The 20,613-nt window shown below is 38.1% G+C and carries 17 protein-coding genes; 9 read left to right on the forward strand and 8 right to left on the reverse strand.

Annotated features, from left to right (window positions below; all coding sequences use genetic code 11):
* Nucleotides 1-27: 27 nt before the first annotated feature.
* Entirely contained in the window at nucleotides 28-1,089 is a 1,062-nt protein-coding gene (locus tag ACTJIV_RS09505; protein WP_440627074.1) for a prolyl-tRNA synthetase, read from the reverse strand.
* A 145-nt stretch (nucleotides 1,090-1,234) separates the two neighbouring features.
* On the opposite strand from ACTJIV_RS09505, the gene proS reads away from it, so the two are divergent.
* The 5 genes from proS (at nucleotide 1,235) to dnaJ (ending at nucleotide 7,906) form a co-directional block, all read left to right on the forward strand.
* Entirely contained in the window at nucleotides 1,235-2,710 is a 1,476-nt protein-coding gene (gene proS, locus ACTJIV_RS09510; protein WP_111956267.1) for a proline--tRNA ligase, read from the forward strand.
* A gap of 118 nt (nucleotides 2,711-2,828) precedes the next feature.
* Entirely contained in the window at nucleotides 2,829-4,139 is a 1,311-nt protein-coding gene (locus ACTJIV_RS09515) for a DUF937 domain-containing protein (RefSeq protein ID WP_440627076.1), read from the forward strand.
* A 114-nt stretch (nucleotides 4,140-4,253) separates the two neighbouring features.
* Entirely contained in the window at nucleotides 4,254-5,585 is a 1,332-nt protein-coding gene (locus ACTJIV_RS09520) for an Nramp family divalent metal transporter (protein ID WP_111956215.1), read from the forward strand.
* A gap of 560 nt (nucleotides 5,586-6,145) precedes the next feature.
* Nucleotides 6,146-6,682, forward strand: a complete 537-nt coding sequence (locus tag ACTJIV_RS09525) for a nucleotide exchange factor GrpE (protein ID WP_111956213.1) — start codon at nucleotides 6,146-6,148, stop codon at nucleotides 6,680-6,682.
* A 105-nt stretch (nucleotides 6,683-6,787) separates the two neighbouring features.
* Entirely contained in the window at nucleotides 6,788-7,906 is a 1,119-nt protein-coding gene (dnaJ, locus tag ACTJIV_RS09530) for a molecular chaperone DnaJ (RefSeq protein ID WP_111956211.1), read from the forward strand.
* A gap of 95 nt (nucleotides 7,907-8,001) precedes the next feature.
* Here the strand turns inward: dnaJ and ACTJIV_RS09535 are convergent, their stop codons facing one another.
* Complete coding sequence (locus ACTJIV_RS09535) at nucleotides 8,002-8,901, reverse strand: DUF808 domain-containing protein (RefSeq protein WP_111956209.1); 900 nt, start codon at nucleotides 8,899-8,901, stop codon at nucleotides 8,002-8,004.
* 165 nt (nucleotides 8,902-9,066) lie between these two features.
* On the opposite strand from ACTJIV_RS09535, the gene ACTJIV_RS09540 reads away from it, so the two are divergent.
* Together ACTJIV_RS09540 and ACTJIV_RS09545 are read left to right on the forward strand one after the other, a co-directional pair.
* Complete coding sequence (locus ACTJIV_RS09540; protein WP_440627078.1) at nucleotides 9,067-10,458, forward strand: serine hydrolase; 1,392 nt, start codon at nucleotides 9,067-9,069, stop codon at nucleotides 10,456-10,458.
* 103 nt (nucleotides 10,459-10,561) lie between these two features.
* A complete protein-coding gene (locus tag ACTJIV_RS09545; RefSeq protein WP_336380018.1) occupies nucleotides 10,562-11,431 on the forward strand; it encodes an alpha/beta hydrolase in 870 nt (289 codons plus the stop codon).
* Between the two features lie 40 nt (nucleotides 11,432-11,471).
* Here the strand turns inward: ACTJIV_RS09545 and ACTJIV_RS09550 are convergent, their stop codons facing one another.
* The 5 genes from ACTJIV_RS09550 to ACTJIV_RS09570 all read right to left on the reverse strand — a co-directional run bounded on the left by ACTJIV_RS09550 (nucleotide 11,472) and on the right by ACTJIV_RS09570 (nucleotide 17,362).
* The gene (locus tag ACTJIV_RS09550; RefSeq protein ID WP_111956203.1) at nucleotides 11,472-12,167 is read right to left on the reverse strand and encodes a DedA family protein; all 696 of its coding nucleotides are present in this window, start codon (nucleotides 12,165-12,167) and stop codon (nucleotides 11,472-11,474) included.
* Nucleotides 12,168-12,254: 87 nt separating this feature from the next.
* Entirely contained in the window at nucleotides 12,255-13,367 is a 1,113-nt protein-coding gene (gene prfB, locus ACTJIV_RS09555) for a peptide chain release factor 2 (protein ID WP_111956201.1), read from the reverse strand.
* Nucleotides 13,368-13,595: 228 nt separating this feature from the next.
* Nucleotides 13,596-14,702, reverse strand: a complete 1,107-nt coding sequence (locus ACTJIV_RS09560; RefSeq protein WP_440627080.1) for an NAD(P)/FAD-dependent oxidoreductase — start codon at nucleotides 14,700-14,702, stop codon at nucleotides 13,596-13,598.
* A 184-nt stretch (nucleotides 14,703-14,886) separates the two neighbouring features.
* Nucleotides 14,887-16,251, reverse strand: a complete 1,365-nt coding sequence (locus ACTJIV_RS09565; RefSeq protein ID WP_440627082.1) for an AAA family ATPase — start codon at nucleotides 16,249-16,251, stop codon at nucleotides 14,887-14,889.
* Nucleotides 16,252-16,375: 124 nt separating this feature from the next.
* Nucleotides 16,376-17,362: an alpha/beta fold hydrolase gene (locus ACTJIV_RS09570; protein ID WP_440627084.1), complete on the reverse strand. Its 987-nt coding sequence runs from the start codon at nucleotides 17,360-17,362 to the stop codon at nucleotides 16,376-16,378.
* A gap of 203 nt (nucleotides 17,363-17,565) precedes the next feature.
* Between ACTJIV_RS09570 and ACTJIV_RS09575 the strand changes: the two genes are divergently transcribed.
* Nucleotides 17,566-18,477, forward strand: a complete 912-nt coding sequence (locus tag ACTJIV_RS09575) for an ABC transporter ATP-binding protein (protein WP_440627086.1) — start codon at nucleotides 17,566-17,568, stop codon at nucleotides 18,475-18,477.
* Nucleotides 18,470-19,315 (forward strand): ABC transporter permease, encoded by an 846-nt coding sequence (locus ACTJIV_RS09580; protein ID WP_440627089.1) that lies wholly within the window; start codon nucleotides 18,470-18,472, stop codon nucleotides 19,313-19,315. Before ACTJIV_RS09575 ends, ACTJIV_RS09580 begins: the two co-directional genes overlap by 8 nt.
* A 190-nt stretch (nucleotides 19,316-19,505) precedes the next feature.
* On the opposite strand, the gene msrB is transcribed toward ACTJIV_RS09580, so the two are convergent.
* Nucleotides 19,506-20,597, reverse strand: a complete 1,092-nt coding sequence (gene msrB, locus ACTJIV_RS09585; RefSeq protein WP_440627091.1) for a peptide-methionine (R)-S-oxide reductase MsrB — start codon at nucleotides 20,595-20,597, stop codon at nucleotides 19,506-19,508.
* Nucleotides 20,598-20,613: the final 16 nt, after the last annotated feature.

The raw sequence follows: 20,613 nt of genomic DNA on the forward strand, positions 1-20,613 counted from the left end.
TTTTTTTAATAGTTATTAAGTTTGAAATTATCTTCCGCCTCTGAAGCCGCCGCCTCCACCGCCGGATCTCATACCGCCGCCTGAAGAACCGCCTCTAAAGCCTCCACCTGAAGAGCCTCCGCTTGACCTGAAACCTCCGTTGTCATTGGATCTGAAACCTCCGTTATTGTAGTTTGGCTGAGAGTTATAATTAGGTCTTGGTTGAGAATTTGAATTACGGAATCCTCCTGACTGTGGCTGTGTTCTATATCCGCCATTCCCTTGTCTGAATCCTCCGTTGTTATATGAACCATTGTTTCTGAAACCGCCGTTCGTACTGCCGTTTCTGAAACCGTTATTAGTCGATGTACTGCGGAAACCATTTCCACTGTTTCGGAAGCCAGAGGTATTGGTTCTGTACACAGCATTCGTTAAACCAGGATTGCTGAATCCACCACCGCCGCTTCTTCTGTAAACCGGTCTGTAGCCATTACCCCAGTAGCCGCCATTCCAGCCCCAATATGGGTAACCGTAACCGCCGCCCCAGAACGGGTCATAATATCCACCCCAATAAGGAGAATATCCATATCCCCAGTAAGGACTTCCCCAGCCCCAGCCGAATGATCCTCCCCATCCAAACGATCCACCCCAGCCCCAGGACATATTCATTCCCCAGCCCCAGCCGCGGTTCATTCCCCAATAAGGGCTATAACCGCCATACCATCCCCAAGGAGAACCCCAGGAATTATCATAATAGTTGGTCTGAGACCCGGCAAATGCACCCCAGTCTGAATCGGTAGCGTTCGTGTTCCAGTTATTATCGCTCCATGTACTGTATTTGTTGTCCTGTTCTCTGGAATTAGCCTGCGCATTCTGGATCACATTAGAGTCTTGATAATAATCATAATTTTCTCCTACCCTGTTACCGCCATCATGGATGATTACTCCTTCTGGCAGGGTATCTTTATTAGGGTCGTAGTATACCCCATCGGTCTCCGTGTATCCTCCCATTTGAGCACCACAAGACACAAGCAGCAATCCGCCTGATATTGCCAAAATCCCTTTGGATTTTAACACACCAAGCAAATTTTTATGTATATTTCTTTTCATGATAACGTAAAGATTTTTAATTTAAATTATATTTGCAATCTGTACCAAAAATGTACCAAAACACTGGTAAAAAAATCTATCAAAAATAGATTTTTATTTTTAGATTACAATAATGTACAAAAGTTAAAAAAAATTAAAAAAAATAATGGCAAAATTAACCTCAAGAAGCGAAGATTACAGCAAATGGTATAATGAGTTGGTGGTAAAAGCTGACTTAGCTGAAAACTCTGGAGTGCGAGGATGCATGGTGATTAAACCATACGGCTATGCAATCTGGGAAAAAATGCGTGATGAAATGGATAAAAGATTCAAAGAAACAGGTCACGTTAATGCTTATTTCCCGCTTTTTGTGCCCAAAAGCCTGTTTGAGGCAGAAGAAAAAAATGCAGAAGGTTTTGCTAAAGAATGTGCAGTAGTTACCCATTATAGATTAAAAACGGACCCGGACAATCCACACAAACTTATCGTAGATCCAGATGCTAAATTAGAGGAAGAGCTTATTGTACGCCCTACTTCTGAAGCCATTATCTGGAATACATACAAAAACTGGATCCAGTCTTACAGAGACCTGCCGATCCTGATCAACCAATGGGCCAATGTTGTCCGTTGGGAAATGAGAACCCGTTTGTTTCTTAGAACAGCGGAATTCCTTTGGCAGGAAGGACACACGGCACATGCTACCAAAGATGAAGCTGTGGAAGAAGCTGAAAAAATGAATGATGTATATGCAGATTTTGCAGAAAAGTTCATGGCGATGCCTGTTATTAAAGGACTAAAAACACCGTCTGAAAGATTTGCCGGAGCTGACGAAACCTATTGTATCGAAGCGTTAATGCAGGATGGAAAAGCACTTCAGGCAGGAACATCTCACTTCTTAGGCCAGAATTTCGCGAAAGCATTCGATGTGAAATTCACCAATAAGGAAGGGAAGATTGAACATGCATGGGCAACTTCTTGGGGAACTTCCACCCGTTTGATGGGAGCTTTGATCATGACCCATTCCGATGATTTCGGATTGGTGCTTCCTCCTACCCTGGCTCCAATTCAGGTGGTTATTGTTCCTATCTTCAAAGGAGAAGAGCAATTGGCCCAGATCAGTGAAGTGGCACTTGATATCGTAGCTAAATTAAAGGCAAAAGGCATCTCTGTTAAATTTGATGATGATACCCATAACAAACCGGGATGGAAGTTTGCAGAATACGAATTAAAAGGAGTTCCTGTAAGAATTGCAATGGGACCAAGAGATCTTGAAAATAAATCTGTAGAAATTGCAAGAAGAGACAACCTGACTAAAGAAGTTCGTTCTATCGAAGGAATTGACACTTATATTCAGGAGTTGTTGCAGACCATACAGAAAGACCTTTATGAAAAAGCATTTAATTTCAGAAAAGATAATATCACAAGAGTAGATACTTATGAGGAATTCAAGAAAGTTCTTGAAGAAAAAGGAGGTTTTATTTATGCACATTGGGATGGAACTGCTGAAGAAGAGGAACAGATCAAGGACGAAACAAAGGCTACTATTAGATGTATTCCTTTAGATGATGATATTGAAGAAGGTATTTCTCTGATCAGTGGAAAACCGTCGAAGAGACGTGTATTATTCGCAAAAGCTTACTAGTAATTTTTACTGATTTTCAAAAACTTTGCTGGAAATTAAATAAATATTTAAAAAAAATGACTTTTGGACAGATTTTTGTTTAAATTTATGCAACATTAATCTAAAAAAATAATTTATTATGTCTTTAAATGTCATTGATTTAATTAAAGGACAGTTAGGTCCCGCTTTAATTTCGCAAGCAGCTTCTCAGTTTGGAGAAAGTGAATCCGGTATTTCAAAAGCAATTGGAGGATTGCTTCCTGCAGTTGTAGGAGGATTAGCCAATAATTCTGATAATCCGGGAGTTTTGGATGCAATTACCAACGCTTCATCAAGCGGAATTTTAGGAAATTTAGTAGGAGGTGCTTCTAGTAATCCTATAATTTCCAATTTACTGACGTCTATTTTTGGAGACAAGATCAGTGGAATAGTGAATGCCATTGCAACCTATGCAGGAATCAGTAATAATTCTTCCAGTTCACTGCTTAATTTAGTAACAGGAGCTACGGTAGGTACTATCGGAAAATATGCTACTGATAATAATTTAGGCAAATCTGGAATTTCGAACCTGTTAGGTGAACAAAAAGGAATCATTTCTTCACTTTTACCGGCAGGACTTTCTCTTGCATCTCTTAATATCGGCGACTGGGCAAAAGGGTATAAATTTGATAATGATAATGATAATGATGCCACCAGACCAGCAGCCAGTGCAGAGCCTAAAATAGAAGTTACAAGAAGTACTACATCTGCAGGAACCAATCCTGACAGAAATAATAATGATGGCGGAGGTTCAATCTGGAAATGGTTGCTTCCGCTTTTACTTTTAATCGCTGCAGCTTATTTTATTTGGAAGCAGTGTGAGAAGAAAGAAACAACTACAACTACCACAGTAGTGGACTCTACAGGATCAACCACTGATACTGCGGCTACCATTGCCCCTGCAGATACTTCCGCAACAACTGCAACAACAACCAGAACAGATGAAAATATTGATCTTAATGGTGTAATGCTGAAAGGATACAAAGGAGGTATGGAAGATCAGATGATTACTTTCCTTAAGTCAGGTGATTATAAAAATGCAGCTGATGATGCAGCATTGAAAGATAAGTGGTATGATTTTGACCATGTAAACTTCAAAATGGGAAGTTCTACTGAATTGGAAGCAGGTTCTCAGGGACAGCTTGATAACTTGGTGGCTATTTTAAAAGCATTCCCGGATGCAAAAATCAAAATAGGAGGATATACTGATAAAACAGGAAATGAAGCTTCTAACGTAAAACTATCTCAGGCCAGAGCTGATTTCATCAAAAGTGCTTTAGCAAAAGCAGGAGTTGGTGCTCAGGTTTTAGGTGCTGAAGGTTACGGAAGCAAATTTGCTACAGTAGATGCCAAAGCTTCAGATGCAGAAAGAGCTGCGGACAGAAAAATGTCTGTAAGATTTGCAAAATAGATCTTTAGAATCTTTAAAAATAGGATCCCGGAAATTAATTTCCGGGATTTTTTTATTTACATACTTTCACATTTATATTTATTTAATTAAATTTGTTAGTCATTTCTAACATTTATGAATTTCAAATTAAACAGCGCCTGGCGTAAAGATAAAACATCCCACTCCCTCTCCGAGGTCTATTCCTCTATAAAAGTTCCCCGAAATGCCCCGTTTTGGCGCAAGTATCTGGCATTTGCCGGTCCGGGGCTCATGATTGCCGTTGGATATATGGATCCGGGAAACTGGGCTACTGATATTGCCGGAGGTGCCCAATTTGGGTATACTCTGCTTTCTGTAATTCTTATTTCAAATATTTTCGCAATGGTTTTACAGCATTTATCTGTGAAATTAGGAGTTGTTGCCGAAAGGGATCTTGCTCAGGCCTGTCGTGATCACTTTAATCCTACCACCAATTTTATTCTGTGGGTGTTTTGTGAAATAGCCATTGCTGCCTGTGATCTTGCCGAGGTGATTGGTTCTGCCATTGCATTAAATCTCCTGTTTCATATTCCTCTTACCTGGGGAATTGTGATTACCACAGTGGATGTTCTGATCATTCTTCTGCTTCAGTCCAAGGGTTTCCGATGGATAGAAAGTATTGTGGGCGGACTTATTTTTATTATTTTGGCCTGCTTCATTTATGAAATTATAATTTCAGAGCCGGCTTTTAATGAAATCCTTGGCGGATTGGTTCCTCAAAAGGAAATCATCCAGAACCCTGCCATGCTTTATATCGCTATCGGTATTTTAGGCGCCACCGTAATGCCTCATAATTTATACCTACACAGCAGTATCGTTCAGACAAGAGATTATCCGCGGGACCGGGAAGGTAAAAAGGAAGCCATAAAATTTGCAACTCTGGACAGTACCGTTTCATTGATGCTGGCTTTCTTTATCAATGCAGCCATTCTTATTCTTGCTGCCGCAACCTTTCATACTACAGGAAATAAACACGTGGCAGATATTCATGATGCCTACAAAATGCTGACTCCTATTTTAGGTGCTTCTATGGCAAGTATTGCTTTTGCGATTGCTTTACTGGCATCAGGGCAAAATTCTACACTTACAGGAACGCTTGCAGGCCAGATCGTTATGGAAGGTTTCTTAAATATCCGGTTAAAACCATGGCTACGAAGACTGATTACAAGACTTATTGCTGTTATTCCCGCTTTAATTGTTGCTATTATTTATGGTGAACAGGGGACAACTGATTTACTGGTTTTAAGCCAGGTAATTTTATCCATGCAGCTGAGTTTTGCAGTGGTTCCCCTGGTTATGTTTACCAACGACAAGACTAAAATGGGAGAATTCGTGAATAAGCCTTTCTTGAAAATATCTGTCTGGCTCATTTCTATTATCATTATTATCCTGAATCTGTACTTACTATACCAAACGTTTACCGGATAGAAAAGATGAAATGTTAATGGTGAATTGGCAATTGTGAATTTTTACCACATCGGTAATTGACCATTAACTTGCATAGCAAAATTGATCTTTCACAATTAAAAGTGTAGTGAATAGTGAATCGGCAATTGTGAATTTTTACCATACCGGTAATTGACCATTAACTTGCGTAGCAAAATTGACCATTCAAACTTAAAGTGTAGTGAATAGTGAATTGGCAATTGTGAATTTTTACCACACCGGTAATTGATCATTAACTTGCGTAACAAAATTGACCTTTCACAATTAAAAGTGTAATGAATAGTGAATTGGCAATTGTGAATTTTTACCACACCGGTAATTGACCATTAACTTGCGTAACAAAATTGACCTTTCACAATTAAAAGTGTAGTGAATAGTGAATTGGCAATTGTGAATTTTTACCACACCGGTAATTGACCATTAACTTGCATAGCAAAATTGACCTTTCACAATCAATCAGCTTCTCCATTTTCTGCCTTAATGTCCATTTTTTGTATTTGGCAGGTTCTTTGTCAATCAATTCTTTAAATAAATATTGAATTATGGAAAACCAGGATATTAACGAAGAAAGCATCAATAATCAGGAAATAAACAACATTCAGGACGAAGCAGTATCTGAGGACAATGTGACAGCTAAACCTTCTGCAGAAGAACTTTTGGCAGAAGAAAAGGACCGTTATATCAGATTGTACGCTGAATTCGAAAATTATAAAAAAAGAACATCCAAAGAGAAAATGGAATTCTTCCAGTATGCCAACCAGGATATGATGGTTTCTATGCTGGGTGTTTTGGATGACTTTGAAAGGGCTTTAAAAGAAATTGCTAAAAACGGAAATCCATCTGACCTTCAAGGTGTTGAGCTGATCTATCAGAAGTTTAAAAACAAACTCACGGAAAAAGGCTTAAAAGCTATGGAAGTTAATGCAGGTGATACGTTCAACGTAGATTTCCATGAAGCCATTACTCAGATTCCTGCTCCATCTGAAGATCTGAAAGGCAAAATCGTAGATGTTATTGAAACAGGATATACTTTAGGTGATAAAGTGATCCGTTTTGCAAAAGTAGTAACAGGAAACTAATATTAAATAAATGATAAATGGTGATAGATAATTGATTGGCAGCAGGCTTTAAACCATATGCAATAAACATCAGTTATCATTTATCAGTAATCAATTATAATCAACATGTCAAAAAGAGATTATTACGAAGTTCTTGAGATCAGTAAATCTGCATCAGCTGACGAGATAAAGAAAGCATACCGAAAAATGGCCATCAAATATCACCCGGATAAGAATCCAGGAGATAAAGAGGCTGAAGAAAAATTCAAGGAAGCTGCAGAAGCTTATGAAGTACTGAGCGACGACCAGAAACGTGCCAGATATGACCAGTTCGGCCATGCCGGAATGGGTGGTAATGGAGGTTTCGGAGGCGGAGGCTTCGGCGGAGGGATGAACATGGAGGATATTTTCAGCCAGTTTGGAGATATTTTTGGTGGTGGCTTTGGCGGCTTTGGTGGAAACGGCGGAGGACGTCAGCAGGTGAAGGGATCTAATTTAAGGATCAGAATCAAACTGAATCTTGAAGAAATGGTAAACGGAACACAAAAAACCATCAAAGTAAAAAAAATGAAGATGGCGGAAGGTGCCACCTCAAAAGTATGCCCTACCTGTAACGGTTCCGGTGTTCAGCTTAAAGTGATGAACACCATGTTCGGACAGATGCAGACACAGACTACCTGCAGTACCTGTCAGGGAATCGGTAAAGTGGCAGATAAAATTCCAGCAGGAGCCAATGCACAGGGATTAATAAAAGATGAGGAAGAAATTTCCATCAATATTCCGGCAGGGGCAAGAGATGGTATCCAGCTTAATGTAAGAGGAAAAGGAAATGATGCTCCTTTCGGCGGAATCCCGGGAGATCTTTTAGTGATCATTGAAGAGGAAGTAGATAAAACAATTAAGAGAGAGGGAGATAATCTTCACCAGGAATTATATGTTTCATTTGCAGAAGCAGCTTTGGGAACTAAGAAAGAAGTTCCTACAGTAGGCGGTAAAGTGAAAATTACTGTTGATCCGGGTACACAGTCCGGAAAGATCCTTAGACTGGCAGGAAAAGGCCTTCCAAGCATCGACAGCTATGGAAAAGGTGATATGTTCATTCACATTAATGTATGGACCCCACAAAAACTGACTAAAGAACAGAAAGATTTCTTTGAAAAGCAGATGTCAAGTGGAGAAATGGTTGCAGAACCTTCCGGAAAGGAGAAGACTTTTTTTGATAAAGTAAAAGATTTATTCAATTAATTCGGAGAGGCTTACAAGGCCTCTTTTTATTCAAATATAAAAAAACTCAGCAGTACAGTACTGCTGAGTTTTTTTGTTGTTATATCTGTAAACAATTATTTTTTAAATGCCAGTGAGTAGATTTTCTTCCCTGCCGTAAAAATAGCTACAGCACCTAATCCTCCTATAAGACCAAGAATAATTTCCTTTAAAATAGTCAGAAATTCATTAGAAGACCAGGAAGGTAAAACATGGTGAAGAAATTCAATTCTATGGGCAAAAATACCACCAGCTACCATAATTAAGGCAATTGTCCCGATAACTCCCAAAGCTTTAATAACGATAGGGAGAGCTTTTACCAACAGATGTCCAAGCTTTCCAAAGAACCCTTTATCATTACTTTTTTTGATTAGCTTAAATCCTGCATCATCCATTCTTACGATTAAAGCAACAATTCCGTAAACTCCTACAGTCGCAATAAATGCTACCAAACTGGTTACTAAAATCTGAGTAATGAAAGGATGATTTTCTTCCAAAACTGTTCCTAAAGCAATAATTACAATCTCAATTGATAAAATAAAATCTGTAGTAATTGCCGATTTTACCTTTGCTTTTTCTATCTCTTCATCACTTTTTTCATCCTCAATAATTTCTTCCACAACTTCATGACCTTCTTTTTCGCGGTGAAAAAGAAATTCTATAATTTTTTCAACCCCTTCAAAAGCCAAATATAATCCTCCGAGAATCAATACGTAATTAATTGCAGGTGCATACAGCCAGTTGAGCAAAAATACAACGGGCAGAATGATCAATTTGTTGATAAATGAGCCTTTTGTAATTGCCCACAAAACCGGAATTTCCCGTGAAGAAAGGAAACCTGTTGCCTTCTCTGCATTCACAGCCAGATCATCGCCAAGGATACCCGCTGTTTTCTGTGTGGCTATTTTACTTGTCACCGCTACATCATCCATCAGTGCCGCGATATCATCTAAAATTGCAAAAAAACCAGATGCCATATTATTTTAATGTTTTTTTAATATATGTTAAGTCGAGCAAAAATAATTATTAAAATCTATTTTCAATTTGTTTCTGGATATTAATTTTAAATATTTTCTGATGAGGAGCGGTTTAATTGAAAAAACTCTGCTTACTTTTACCCTGTTAAAAAAAACGGCAATACCATGAACTGTAAACATTATATTTTCTTTTTAGGGTGTATAACTTTTATATCCAGTACATTCTGTTCTCCATTCAAGGCCCAAAATACAACGGATGTTCCCGTGGATAACTTAGAAAAGAAAAAAAAGGAAATAGATGGGATTATCAGGGCTTATTCTGCAATTAATAAATTTAATGGAACAGCACTGATCCATTATCAAAATAAAACCATCTTTGAAAAATCTTATGGCTGGCAGAACGCAGAAAAGAAAATTCCTAATCAAAACAACAGCATTTACCAGATTGCTTCTTTAACGAAATCTTTTACTGCATTAACTATCATAAAGCTAAGCGAAGAAGGAAAACTCTCTGTAAAAGATCCTATCTCTAAATTTATTGCAGGTTATCCCAGAGGAAATGAAATTACAGTCGAGCATCTCCTCACCCACACTTCAGGAATTTATGAACCATTGCGAAACAAGGAATATTTCCGTCTTCTTCATACGGGAGAAAGCATTAGCCCAAATAAGGAAATTTCCTTTTTCAAGGATGAGCCTTTAGATTTTGAACCGGGAAGCCAGTTTTCATATACCAATTCGGGATATATTCTGCTTGGAGTTATTATTGAAAAAATTACAGGCCTTTCTTATGAAGATGCTGTGAGAAAATTCATCTTAGATCCCCTGAAAATGAATCATACCGGCTTTGATTACCCAGCTTTGAAAAGTCCGGACAAAACCGTTCCTTACGCTTACCTTTCAAAAACAAGACAGGAAAAAACAGAAATATGGAATCCTGAATTAACAGCTTCTGCAGGGCAGATTTACAGCACAGCTGAAGATCTTTACAAATACTATAAAGGACTCAGAGATTATAAGATTGTTTCTAAAGAAACGTTCAGGAAAGCAACAACACCTTTTCTAAGCGGCTACGGCTACGGCTGGTTTATTGATGATCTTTACGGAAAAAAAGTGATTAATCACGGAGGAAATATTGAAGGTGCGACAAGTTATTTGGCGATGATTCCTGATGATGACATCTGCATTATACTGCTCAACAATATTACCAGTAAAAAGCTGGAAAAAGCAGGCAATACGATTCTGGGTGCGCTTTTAAATCAACCTTATGAGCTTCCAAAGCCAAAAAAAGAAATACTCCCGGACGATTCCATTCTTAAAAAATATGCGGGTAATTATACATTGTCGGAAGATAATACAATCCATATTTTGTATGAAAATGGGCAGCTTTTTATTCAGAATAACAACGAACCAAAAGTAAGAATGCTGGCTGAAAATGACCATTCGTTTTTTCTGCAGGATGACGACAGTGAAATTACCTTTATTTTCAAAGAGGGCGAGAAAGGTGTAATTATCATCAAAAAAGGACTTTCATCAAAAACAGGAGAAAAGCTTTAAGCTTTAATTTTTCTCATCTCTGTGTATGAATATTGGATTCCTACCTATCAAAAATCATTATCTAAAAACCTTACTTACTATAATTTTTCTGTAATTTTAATTAATGAAAAAGCTCATTCTGAGATACCATTTCTTTGTTGTAGGATGCCTTAGTTTCGTGCTGCAGTCATGCAATACAAAATTCAGGGTTTGGGTAGGCACCGGCGGACAGCAGAAAATATATAATTTAAAATACGGGGAGCATAAAAGGCAGAAAATGGACGTTTTCCTTCCTTTGGATTATGCACAAGATGTACCTGTAGTACTTATTGTACATGGCGGTGCCTGGACTCTGGGGAAAAAGGAACACATGATCCAGGTGCAGAAAATGCTTTTTGAACATAAGATTCCGAGCATCAATATGAATTATAGGCTTGTTTCAAAGCGTAAAAATATCACTTATAAGCAGCAGCTGGAGGATATTGGCGCTGCTATTGAAAAGTTTAATTCCCTGGCTGAAAAAGCAGAGCTTCAACCCAATAATTATATTCTGCTTGGGGAAAGTGCCGGCGGTCATCTTGCCCTACTCTACGGATACAAACATCCTGAACAGATCAAAAAAATTATTTCAATGAGCGGTCCGACGGATTTTTACAGCCCGGAATACCTGAAATCATTTTATTCAAAATATACTTCTCCAACCTTCCAGAAAGTGGTAGGAACAAAATTTGACCGTAAAAATATATCTGAAGCATTTAGAGAAGCGAGTCCGATTGCCAATATATCCAACGTTCCCACATTACTTTTTCAGGGTAATAATGACTTTCTGGTGAATCAGCATCAGGGACTATCCATGGATTCTGTGCTTACCGAACAGAATGTACCCCATAAACTTGTTTTTATGAAAAGAACAGGTCACGCCCCGAGATTTTTCAGCAAAATAAAAAGAGACAGCATTATCTATCCGAATATTCTGGAATGGATAAAAAAATAACCTGCCGAAAAGACAGGTTATCTATATTGTTTTATATTTTTTATTCAGGATCTTTGTCTTCGTATTTAGAGAAGTCTTCTTTCTTCCCAAAAACAAATTTGATGATTACCGGAAGTGTTGTTACTAATACGATGATGATGATGATCAGTTCCAGTTTCTCTTTTAAATTGATTCCGAACTGCTCCTGGAAAAGCTTGTCCAGATAATGTCCGGCAAAGATGAGGATGAATGACCAAAGAACTGCGCCGATAATATTATCTCTTAAAAATTCTTTTTTGTCCATTTTCACAATACCCGCAACAATTGGAGTAAAGGTTCTTACCACCGGCAAAAATCTGGCCATGATGATCGCCAGTGCTCCGTGCTTTTCAAAAAAGTCGTGGGCCTGGTAAAGGTATTTCTTCTTAAACAGCATGGTATCCTGCTTTTTATATAAAGCGGGACCTGTTTTCACTCCAAAATAATATCCAACCTCATTCCCAATAATAGCAGCAAGTGCTACACAGGAAGCCAGAATAGTCGTATCTAAAAAGTCGCTCCCAGTGGAGCCAAAAGTCTCTTTGATAATTTCAACAGCGTAAATTCCTGACACAAACAGTAATGAATCTCCGGGCAGGAAAAATCCTACAAAAAGACCTGTTTCAGCAAAAACAATAAATAAAATAAGCCAGAACCCACCCATTTTGATATAAAACTCGGGGTTCAGTAAATCTCTCCAGCTATTGAAATCTTCCATATATAACGATTAACAACAAAAGTAAGCGTAAAAAGTCTTAAACAAAAATTAATTATAAGATTTTAACTAAAATAAGGACATGATATTTTACAAGTCCATATCATCGTCTGAAACAGCGGTACCATCGGCCATGAGGTAAGCTTTCAGGAATGGCGTAAGATTTCCGTTCATGACGGAATCCACGTCTGAAGTTTCGTGACCGGAACGAACATCTTTCACCAGTTTATACGGATGCATCACGTAGTTTCTGATCTGGCTTCCCCATTCTATTTTCATTTTATTGGCCTCTATCTCGTTTCTTGCTTTCATACGCGCCTCAAGCTCCATTTCATAAAGTCTTGAACGAAGGAGCTGCATGGCTTTTTCTTTGTTCTGAAGCTGGGAACGCGACTCTGAGTTTTCAATAATAATTCCGGTTGGTGCGTGGCGAAGACGTACGGCAGTTTCTACCTTGTTGACGTTCTGTCCCCCAGCTCCGGAAGACCTCATCGTTTCAAATGAAATATCGGCAGGATTAATGTTAATTTCAATGGTATCGTCCACTAAAGGGTAAACATATACTGAAACGAAACTGGTATGGCGTTTTGCATTGCTGTCGAAAGGGGAAATCCTTACCAGCCTGTGTACCCCGTTCTCACCTTTCAGATATCCGAAGGCATATTCACCATCAATTTCCAGTGTAACGGTTTTTACTCCGGCTACCTCACCTTCCTGATAGTTAAGCTCACGGATTTTATAGCCTTGTTTTTCTGCCCACATGGTATACATTCTCATCAGCATCGAAGCCCAGTCGCAACTTTCCGTACCTCCGGCTCCTGCAGTAATCTGAAGAACAGCAGAAAGCTCATCTCCTTCATTGGAAAGCATATTTTTAAATTCCAGGTCTTCTATTTTTTCTACAAGCTGTGGAAATGTTTCATCCAGCTCTTTTTCAGAGTCCGGATCTTCTTTGGCAAATTCTGCAAGAACCTGCAGGTCCTCAAATTGGGTACTGATCTCTTCATAATCTTCTACCCATCTTTTTTTGGAACGTAACTGCTTCAGAAATACTTCGGCTTCTTTTGGATTGTCCCAAAATTCGGGTGCAGCGGTTTTTTCATCATCATTCGCTATTTCTATCTTCTTTTTTTCGATCTGAAGGTATTTATATAAGTCGCCAATTCTGGACTGAACTTCTTTTATCTGGTCGTTGTTGATCACGAATTTGTTATTTTATGCAAAAATACGGAATTCTTTTGTGAGTTGGAATGGGTTTGAGAGTTCTAGTGTGGGAGAATTCTTAGGTATGAGTTTGATATGTAGGTATGAGTTTGATATGTAAGACATGTTGCTTAATATTATTGGATTAATATCATTTATTTAATTTACAATTCATCCATAGACCATTCACTTAGGTAAAATTCACCATTGGCAACCTCCCATCTTCTATCAAATCATTTCAGCCACCATCTCCCCTATTTCCGGAGCCAAAGCCACTCCCATTCCTGAAAGCCTTACGGCACAGAACTGCCTTTCTGAAAGCTGTTTTACAATCGGTATTTTTTCTGAACCCATAGCCATAATTCCAGACCAGCGGAGCGCAATCTTAAAGTCTTGCCCTGGTAAAATAACTTCTTTTAAAAAGTTTTCCAAATGTTTCTGTAGAAATTCTGTGGTTTCAAAAACGGTTGTTTCTTCGGTTTTAAAATCCTGATTTCTTCCGCCGCCTAAGAGAACCCTGTTTCCAAGGTTTCTGAAATAATAAAATCCTTCGTCATAATGGAATGTCCCTCTGAGCTTTAATCCATCAATTGGCTCGGTTAAAAGAATCTGTCCCCGTGCCGGAATAATTTCCTCTTTTTCAAGAAACTTTGCACTGAAAGCATTCGTGCAGTAAATAATCTGATCCGACTTTACAGAAAGATTCTCCGAAAGACATATCTCGATTTCTCCTGTATTCTCATCAATGTTTTTCACTTCTGTTCCAAACAGGAATTCGACTTTCAGTTCATTACATTTTTCTAAAAGCTTCTGCAATAATTTTCCGGAATGCAGACTTCCTTCGCAGGGATTTTCTACCAAAAACTTAGATTTCCCAAGACCGAATTCTTCGATCTTCTTCTGGTTAAGAAAATAGGTTTTTTCGAGACCGGTTATCTCTTTCAGCTTTTCATTGACCATATCTAATTGTTGTAAAGGTTCATCATTATTTAGAATTTCATAGCCTCCATTGAGCTCAAAATCTATTTCACTGTCCTTAAAATATTTTCTAATCTTCTGGAGCCCTTCAAACCTCATCTTAACAAGAGCAAGTGTTTTTTCCCAGCCCATGTTGCCGGAATCGGCAATGACTTCCGTTAAGCTTCCAAAACAGGCAAAACCTGCGTTTCTAGTTGAAGCTCCGAGCGGAACGGTATTTCTTTCAATAATTAAAACAGATTTTTCAGGATATTTTTCCTTAATGGATATAGCAGTCCAAAGCCCGGAAAACCCTGATCCGATGATGACCATATCTCTTTTTCTGTAAAAGGTTTCCAGTTCCCAGATGCTGTTCATTTTTTGTACAATGTAGAATGTATGTATGTTAATTAAAGATCCGAACCAAGAGTCAAGAATCAAGAGCCAAGATATCGGATTTCAAATTTCAGATTAAAGATTTCCATCCTCAAACGTTATCGCATTCAAGCTCTCTTACTCTAAAACTTTCCCACACTAAAAACTCTCAAACCCGAATCCCGCATTACCCTTTTTCAGGATCATGTCCCTCTTCACCATTATGCTGAAAACCGATTGCTCTTCTTGGCTCTTCAACGGCTTTATAAGTATCCAGCTCTTTTTTCAGAGCCTGAATCCTGAATTTAAATTCGTCGAAATTATTGATCACAGCATCTGCCAGGAATCTTGCGACCTGATCCAGATACTCCCCGGTCAGCTTTCCGGCAGCATCTCTCAGCGCTGCTTCCAAAAGTTTCTGATCGATCTTAAGATTTTCATTTTTGGTCTGCTGATATCGGTTTTTAAGACGTTTCTTCAGACTCTGCGTAAAATCAATGAGCATTGTATTGCTGAATGCCTTCATTTTAGATGAAATCTCATGCCAGAACGGAACTTTATCGGCTTTGTTATTTTTAAGAATTTTATACAAAAGAGAATCTTCTTCAAGCTCTCTGGTCATCGCATACAGAATAATCTCTGAACGCTCTGCAGCATTGGGAGGGAATATAGGAATCATCACATCAAATCTTCCCGGAGCGAGAATTTCTTCGTCAATCTCCGAAACAGAATTGGCGGACCCCACCATCAACAGCTCTTCTTTTTCAAATTTCCCGATGTAATGCAGGATTAATTCCTGGGTTTCCAGATTACAGGAAGCAAGGTTTGTTTCCGCTTTTCTCTCCATCATAATCTCATCAAAATCGTCAAGAAAAAGCAGAACTTTTTCTTCTTTCATCATGGTGAGCAGAAAATCATTGAAGTTGGTTTTATTTCCGTCTATGAAAGAGGTTCCCAAATAATGTTTTTTGACTTCTTTAAATTGATATCCGATAATCTCGGAGATTTTGGTCGCCCAGAATATTTTCCCACTGCCGGGAGGCCCGTACAGAATAATGCCTGCCGGTTTGTGAATGCCCCAATCTTTGATCTGCTGAGGATTTAAGAATGGTTCTAAAACAGCCGATATATAAAAGAATAAGTCTCTGTATCCGATAAAATCTCTATGTTGAAGAGTCGTTTTTTGCCCGAAATAATCATAGACAAACTGATAATTGCCACCCAATTTATTATCTATACCATAACTTGAGATTGAGGAACGGAAAAAGCCGTTATCAAAAATATTGGGATTTCCTTCTTTAATCGCTTCTTCGATCTTTTCTTTGGGCTGATTGATCACCTCAGCGATCTGCTCCAGGGTTTTATTTTTGTCCAGATCTTTTTCATAAAGCTTTAAAAAGTCCAGGTTTTCACGGGCAAACTTTTCGAAATCTTTCTTTACTTCAAAGTTTGTACTGATGCATACCCCCAGCTCAAGATCAAAATCCTGGATAAACTGTTTGATGGCTTCTGCTGAAACATTAAGCTCCTTAGCTAACTCAATTAACTTCATAAACTACCGATTAATTCTATCAAATTTAATATTTTAATCTTAAAATCTATGGGAAAATATATTAAAGTTTAACATAAACCCACCCTGGTCTTATGAAGAAGAAAAACAGGAAAGCAAGAGCCTTTTACTTAACCGTAACTTTTTTAACCATATCGTTTACAGCTTCTTCTATGATCTTCGGCTGGTCCTGATTAATATAATGCCCACTTTTTGGTACAATGATCTGTTTACTGTCGGTAGATAAATTCAGCAAATCTTTCTGCATTTTATCCCACGCTTGAAGCATTTCGTTTTTTAATTTCTGATCTTTAATAAAGGTATTATATCTTGTCTTATCACCTGCTGTAATTACACACAAAGGAATTGAGCCAAAAGAATTGATGGCAGCAGCTTCAGCTTTAATAGATTTCATATGGTCCTGTTCTTCCAGGGTAGCATCAGCACTTTTGTAAAGCAGCGCAGGCATCACAGAGTTTTGGAATTTATACTCAGTCGTGGCCGGAAACATATTTTCAAACATAAGTCTTACCATACCGAAAGTATTTGCAAACTGGAGAAATCCTCCCGGAAGCCCTTGATTTACCATTTTATGCATTTCAGGTGACAGGTATTTTTCATCTGCCGGATATTGGCTGTCTACCAATATCACTCCTGCTACATCCGCCGGATATTTTTGTACGAAGAACCGGGTAAGCATTCCCCCGAAGGAATGTCCGACAAGGATATAGGGCTTCGGGGCTTTTGATTTTTCTAGAAGCGTATGAAGTTCTTCTGCCATTTTTTCGCCTGTTTTAGGGTTTGTTCCTCGCTCACTCCACAGAATCCCGGATCTGTCATAAGAAAATGTAGTATAGGTTTTCGGAAGATTTTTCTGGATATGATACCACTGCAGATGACCCGCTGGATCGAAAGCTGTTTCGAAAACGACTGTAGGTCCGCCCTTTCCTTCCTGTAAATAGTGTATTTTATGGTTTTCAACTTCTGCAAACTGGCCATCCGGCTGGATTTTTTCAGCTATTGAACGGGATATTTTTTCAAAAATAAATCCGGTAATTAGTAATAGGATGACGATTAAAAGCAAGGCCATTAACAGTCTTTTTATCCATTTCATAATATTCATAGTTTGTTTTTTTTGTTGTGATAGTTTCCTCAATAGGTCTGTACTCCATAAAAATAGTTACATCTATAAAACAATAAGACCGTGAATCTTGTTACAGTGAGTTTTGGTATTTGGCTAAAATATTATCTAAAAAAAACAATAACGCTGTAACAATCCCTTAATTACATAGACTACTACTATGTAAAACAAATTACATGGAAAAAATTTTATCAGTAAAGAATTTAACCAAGAAATTCAAGAGAACTGTTGTCAACAATATCTCTTTTGATGTAGAAAGAGGAAATGTCTATGGTTTATTAGGACCAAACGGGAGCGGAAAATCCACGACATTCGGAATGCTGTTATCTACGATCAATCCAACCAGCGGAGATTGGTATTGGTTTGGGCAGAAAGGAACGGATCCGGATACCTTGAAAAAGATTGGAGCTATTATAGAACAGCCTAATTTTTATCCGTATCTGGATGCTGAAACGAATCTGAAGATCGTCGCTGAAATCAAAGGAACTCCTCACACAAGAATTGATGAAGTCCTGAAAACTGTTGGTCTTTTGGAAAGGAAAAAAGATGCTTTCAAAACATATTCTTTGGGGATGAAGCAACGTCTGTCCATAGCATCAGCCATGCTGAATAATCCGGAGGTGATGATTCTTGACGAACCTACCAACGGACTGGATCCTGAAGGAATTATCCAGATCAGAGATATCATCAGCAAAATTGCCAAGCAGGGTATCACTATTATCATTGCCAGTCATCTTCTGGACGAAATTGAAAAGATCTGCAGCCACGTTATTGTTTTGAAGGAAGGAAATTCCATTTATTGCGGACGGGTGGATGAAATAACGGCTAACAACGGATATTTTGAGCTAAAGGCGGACAACAATACACTTCTTTTAAATGCTTTGGAAGAATTGGAGTGGTTCAGTGCTGTGAAAGCAGACGGTGAGATCATCAAAGCCCAGATTCGCGATGATGCCTCTATTTCTGCTTCAACTTTAAATCAGAAGCTTGCCGAAAAAGGGATTTATCTTTCTCATTTAACGAAGAAAAAACTGTCTCTGGAGTCTCAATTCCTTGAACTTGTAAAAAACACGAATACCCATGCTTAAACTATTAAAATTAGAATATTATAAAAACCTGAATTACAAACCGTTCAAGGTTTTCACAATCTTATATTTCGCCATTCTCATCGCTCTTCTTTTCATCGGGCTGGTGGATCTGAATGTTTTCGGAGGAACTGTTAATTTAAAAGAAGAGGGCATTTATAATTTCCCGGAGATCTGGAATTTCACCACCTGGATTGTCGCTTTGCTAAAGATCTTTCTTGGATTAATTATTGTTTTTTCAATCTCCCAGGAATTTACCAACAGAATGTTTAAGCAAAATACGATCGACGGACTGAGCAGAAAGGAATTTATAAGTTCAAAGCTTTTAACGATTACCATCTTTACAACAGTTTCCACATTGATTGTGTTTATCATTACTATGTTTTTGGGACACCAGTATTCCAAGGTTACTGATGCTTCAAAAATTTATGCAGAGGTTTACTATATCGGAAATTATTTTGTAAAGCTGTTTACATTCTTCTCTTTCCTGATGTTCCTTTCTGTATTACTGAGAAAATCTATGTTTGTATTTCTTGGTTTCTTCGCATACTGGGTTGCTGAAAAGATTTTGGCAGGGCTCGAAGCTTACCAGAAATTAACAGGAATGCAAGGGGCACAAAGAAAAGCAGTTCTTGAGAATGATTTCTTCATCACCAATCTTTTGCCTTTAGAAAGCATGTCAAATTTAATCCCGAATCCCCTGATGAGATTAAATATAATCAAAGTTATGGGGGTAAAATATGAAGCTCATTATCCTACAGAAAGTATGATAGCGTGTATCATTTGGTCTGTAATCTTTATTGGGGGTTCTTACTGGATTCTGAGAAAAAGGGATTGGTAGGTTTTAAGATTGAAAATTTAAAGATTAAATAATTAAAAATGAAGTGGTCCTTTGGATCACTTTTTTGTTTTGATCAGGGAAAGGAGGTTTCAAATTCATTATTAAAAGGGTGCTCAAATATCCGCGCTATCCGCAAAAAATTTACATTTTGATCAAAAAAAAGACCGCCTTTCAGCGGTCTGTCTTCATATTACTTTTTATCCAGCAGAGAGAGATAATCTCCGTAGCCTTTTTTCTCCATGTCAGCTTTAGGAATAAACTTCAGCGAAGCACTGTTGATACAGTATCTAAGACCTCCTTTATCTGCAGGACCGTCTGTGAAAACGTGTCCAAGGTGAGCATCTCCCGTTTTACTTCTTACTTCCACTCTTACCATTCCGGCAGATTTGTCCATTTTCTCATCGATCAGTTTTTTGGTAATCGGTTTTGAAAAACTTGGCCATCCACAACCTGATTCAAACTTATCTGTTGAAATAAACAGGGGTTCTCCTGTGGTGATATCTACATAAATACCTTCACGGGTTTCGTCCCAGTATTCATTCTGGAAAGGTCTTTCCGTTGCGTTTTCCTGGGTTACTTTATACTGTTCGGCAGTCAGCTTTTCTTTCAATACTTTTTTATCCTGCTTCTGGTATTTTGCTTTGGGAAGCGGGTTGGCGTTTTTAGCCATTTCAAAAAGGCCCGGTTCAATGTGACAGTAACCTCCCGGATTTTTGCCGAGATAATCCTGATGATAATCTTCCGCTTTATAGAAGTTTTTCAACGGAATTGTTTCTACTACAACCGGCTTGCTGAAATTCTTAGATAATTTCGTAACTTCTTCTTTTACAATAGCCTCTGTATCTTTATCTGTAGAATAAATCCCTGTTCTGTACTGATCTCCCCTGTCATTTCCCTGTTGGTTTAAACTCGTCGGATCAATTGTTTTAAAATACAAATCAATCAGCAGCCTAAGATCAACCTGTTCAGGATCATATTTCACTTTTACCGTTTCAGCAAAACCTGTCGTATGACTTACCACCTGCTCATACGTCGGATTTTTAACATTTCCGTTTGCGTAGCCAACTTCAGTTGCTACAACGCCACGAATTTGTTGAAAAAAGTGCTCTGTTCCCCAGAAACATCCGCCTGCAAAATAAACTTCTTTTACATTTTTACTATCCATAATGGTCTCATTTTCTCTTTTAGTTTCAGTGGATTTCATTTTTTTTGAATCTCCACAACTCATTGCAAATACTCCTATTCCCAGAATCATTCCGAGTAATATTAATATATTTTTCATTTTTATCTTTTTATTT

This window comes from Chryseobacterium sp. 22532, assembly GCF_052044665.1.
Classification (GTDB): domain Bacteria; phylum Bacteroidota; class Bacteroidia; order Flavobacteriales; family Weeksellaceae; genus Chryseobacterium; species Chryseobacterium lathyri.